Genomic DNA, 2,986 nt, shown 5'->3' on the forward strand with positions numbered 1-2,986 from the left:
CTTACTCTTCATGGGAGAGAGGTTCAAATGAAAATCATAATCGATTAATTCGGAGATGGTTACCTAAAGGAACCAAGAAAACGACTCCGAAAGAAGTAGCTTTTATCGAAAATTGGATTAACAACTACCCTAAAAAATGCTTGGACTACAAGTCGCCAAGTGAATTTCTTTTGGGTGGCTAACTTCAACTTGAAATTTGGGTTTTTGCCAAAACGTATTGATTTAGCTGATTCTTTTGCAACACTCTACTATATAATGATATTGCTTAAAACTGCCTAGACAATGATGTCAGATGGGGTGGTATTTCATATTTTCTTCTATATAAGTACTGACATCTTTTTCGTTTCGTTATATAAAAAAATATAAAAGAAGATTGAATAATCCAATCTTCTTCTATAGTGGTTATACTTATTTTTCATTCTCTATAGCTGCTGAAACAAAGGCTGTATACAAACCTTCAGGGCGATTAGGACGAGATTGTAGTTCTGGATGATATTGGCAGGCAACGAAGAATTTATTTTCTGGAATTTCAACAATTTCTACCAAACGGTTGTCTGGTGACACGCCTGAGAAAACAAAACCTGCTTTTTCAAATTGTTCACGGAATTCATTGTTAAACTCATAACGATGACGATGGCGACGTTGTACAACTTCTTGATTATCATAAGCAGCTGCAGCCTTGGAGCCACGTTTGAGCTTGCTTGGATAAAGACCTAAACGGAGAGTTCCTCCTAAATCTTCCACTCCAATTTGATCACGCATGATGTCAATAATTGGATATTTGGTTTCTGGGTCTAATTCAAAGCTGTTAGCACCATCTAAACCGAGAACGTGACGAGCAAATTCTACACAGGTCAGCTGCATTCCCAAGCAGACCCCTAGCATTGGCACGTCATTCTCACGAGCATAACGAATGGCTTGTATTTTCCCTTCTGTACCACGTTGTCCAAAGCCACCAGGAACGATAATTCCTTGTGCTTGTCCTAGACGTTCAGCTACGTTTTCTGCTGTCAAATCATTTGCATTGACCCAATCCAGTTCGATAGCAGCATCATTTGCATATCCTGAGTGTTTTAGAGCTTCAACTACAGAAATATAGGCATCTTGTAATTCTACATACTTACCAACTAAAGCGATTTTTACTTTTTTCTGGAGATTAAGAACCTTGTTTACCATAGCTGTCCACTCTGTCATATCTGCTGGAGGTACGTCGAGCTTCAAGTGATCGCAAACAATTTGAACCATGTTCTGCGCTTGCATATTTAACGGGATTTGGTAAAGATGTTCGACATCCAAGGACTCAATAACTGCTTCTGGAGCAACATCACAGAATTGTGCCAGTTTATTTTTAATTCCTTGTCCAGCAGGCTGCTCTGTCCGAATTACCAACATGTTTGGCTGAATACCTAGACCACGCAACTCTTTTACAGAATGTTGTGTTGGCTTGGTTTTCATTTCGCCTGCTGCTTTGAGATAAGGCAAGAGTGTTGTATGGATATACATAACATTGTCTGAACCGACATCTGCCTTCATCTGACGAAGCGCTTCAAGGAATGGCAAGCTTTCAATATCACCTACTGTACCACCCACTTCCGTGATGATGACATCTGCATCTGTAGTACGAGCTGCACGCTTGATTTTGTCTTTCAAAGCATCTGTAATGTGTGGAATAACTTGAACTGTTGCCCCTAAGTATTCCCCTTTACGCTCTTTACGGAGGACTTCGCTATAAATTTTACCTGTTGTAACATTTGAATATTTGTTCAGGTTAATGTCGATGAAACGCTCATAGTGCCCAAGGTCCAAGTCGGTTTCTGCACCGTCATCCGTCACAAAAACTTCACCGTGTTGATACGGACTCATTGTTCCTGGATCAATGTTGATGTATGGATCAAATTTTTGGATTGTTACCTTGAGACCTCGGTTCTTCAATAAACGACCTAGACTGGCTGCTACGATCCCTTTGCCGATAGAGGAAACAACACCACCTGTTACAAAAATATACTTTGTCATGCAAACTCCTTTTCTACGATTCAGGCTAACAGGAAGCGATTTGTGGGGATACTTCCTGTTAACTTGAAGAAAAAACAAAAATAGCTCCCTATCGCTAGGGAGCTCCGACCTCAAAAGAGGTGCCCGATAATATCTTATCGTAATTTGGTAGTCTTGTCAAATTATTTTTAAGAATCTATGGGGATATAATTCTTATTCGTCGACGACCTCTTCATCTGAATACTCATCGTCATCTTCACCTAAATCAACATCCTCTTCATCCAATTCGTCATCTGGAATAATTTCGTTGATCTCTGAATCATAAGACTCAACTTCATCTTTTTCATCATCTGGATTTTCATCATCGTATTCTGATGATACACTACCTGGATAGTTGTCCTCATCTTCCGGATCGTCATGTCCGTAGTCAATCGCATCCTCATCACCGTCCATGAAGGCATTAACACGTTTCTTCTTGCGTTTTGGTGCATCTTCATCATCTTCTTCAAGAGTGATCACTTCTTCATCAATCTCATCGATTGCGTACCAAGAACGTAAGCCCCATTTGTTTTCGCCAAGTGGAATGAAGCTTCCATCCACATTCAAATCAGAATAGAAGGTTGGGAGGGCTACGCGAATCTCGCTGTTTGATTTTTCAAGGTAGTTTTGAATTTCATTGACCAAGTCGTTGAAATACATTTCGTTGTCACGTCCACGTTCTTCCAAAATAGCACGGGCTACTTCAATCATGGAAAGTTCGCTTTTTTCTTGTCCTGCAAATACGTTAAGTTCCAAGGCTGTTCTCCTTTTTTGTCTTTCCTTTCTATTTTACGCTAAAAAAGGCAAATAGTCAAAGATAATCTTTATCGAATCATTCCCGTAGTTCGTATTTTATCCAATTTGTTACCGTCCAAAAGAAGATTCTAACGACTTTCCTTATCTCACAATTGGTCTACAATATTCGCTAGTGCCCTTTTTTCCAATAAAATGCAAA

3 protein-coding genes are annotated in these 2,986 nt (G+C 39.6%); 1 reads left to right on the forward strand and 2 read right to left on the reverse strand.

What is annotated here, in order from left to right; genetic code table 11:
- Nucleotides 1–182 (forward strand): IS30 family transposase (locus tag ODU55_RS11520; protein WP_142759956.1); only part of this gene is annotated, 182 nt, incomplete at its 5' end.
- A 226-nt stretch (nucleotides 183–408) separates the two neighbouring features.
- Here ODU55_RS11520 and ODU55_RS11525 read toward each other — a convergent pair.
- Nucleotides 409–2,013 (reverse strand): CTP synthase, encoded by a 1,605-nt coding sequence (locus ODU55_RS11525; RefSeq protein WP_398582898.1) that lies wholly within the window; start codon nucleotides 2,011–2,013, stop codon nucleotides 409–411.
- Between the two features lie 192 nt (nucleotides 2,014–2,205).
- Nucleotides 2,206–2,787, reverse strand: coding sequence for a DNA-directed RNA polymerase subunit delta (gene rpoE / locus ODU55_RS11530; RefSeq protein ID WP_398582899.1), 582 nt, complete (start codon nucleotides 2,785–2,787; stop codon nucleotides 2,206–2,208).
- Between the last annotated feature and the right edge of the window lie 199 nt (nucleotides 2,788–2,986).

Origin of the sequence: Streptococcus sp. 2022WUSS037, assembly GCF_044427225.1 — a bacterium.
Lineage (GTDB): Bacteria > Bacillota > Bacilli > Lactobacillales > Streptococcaceae > Streptococcus.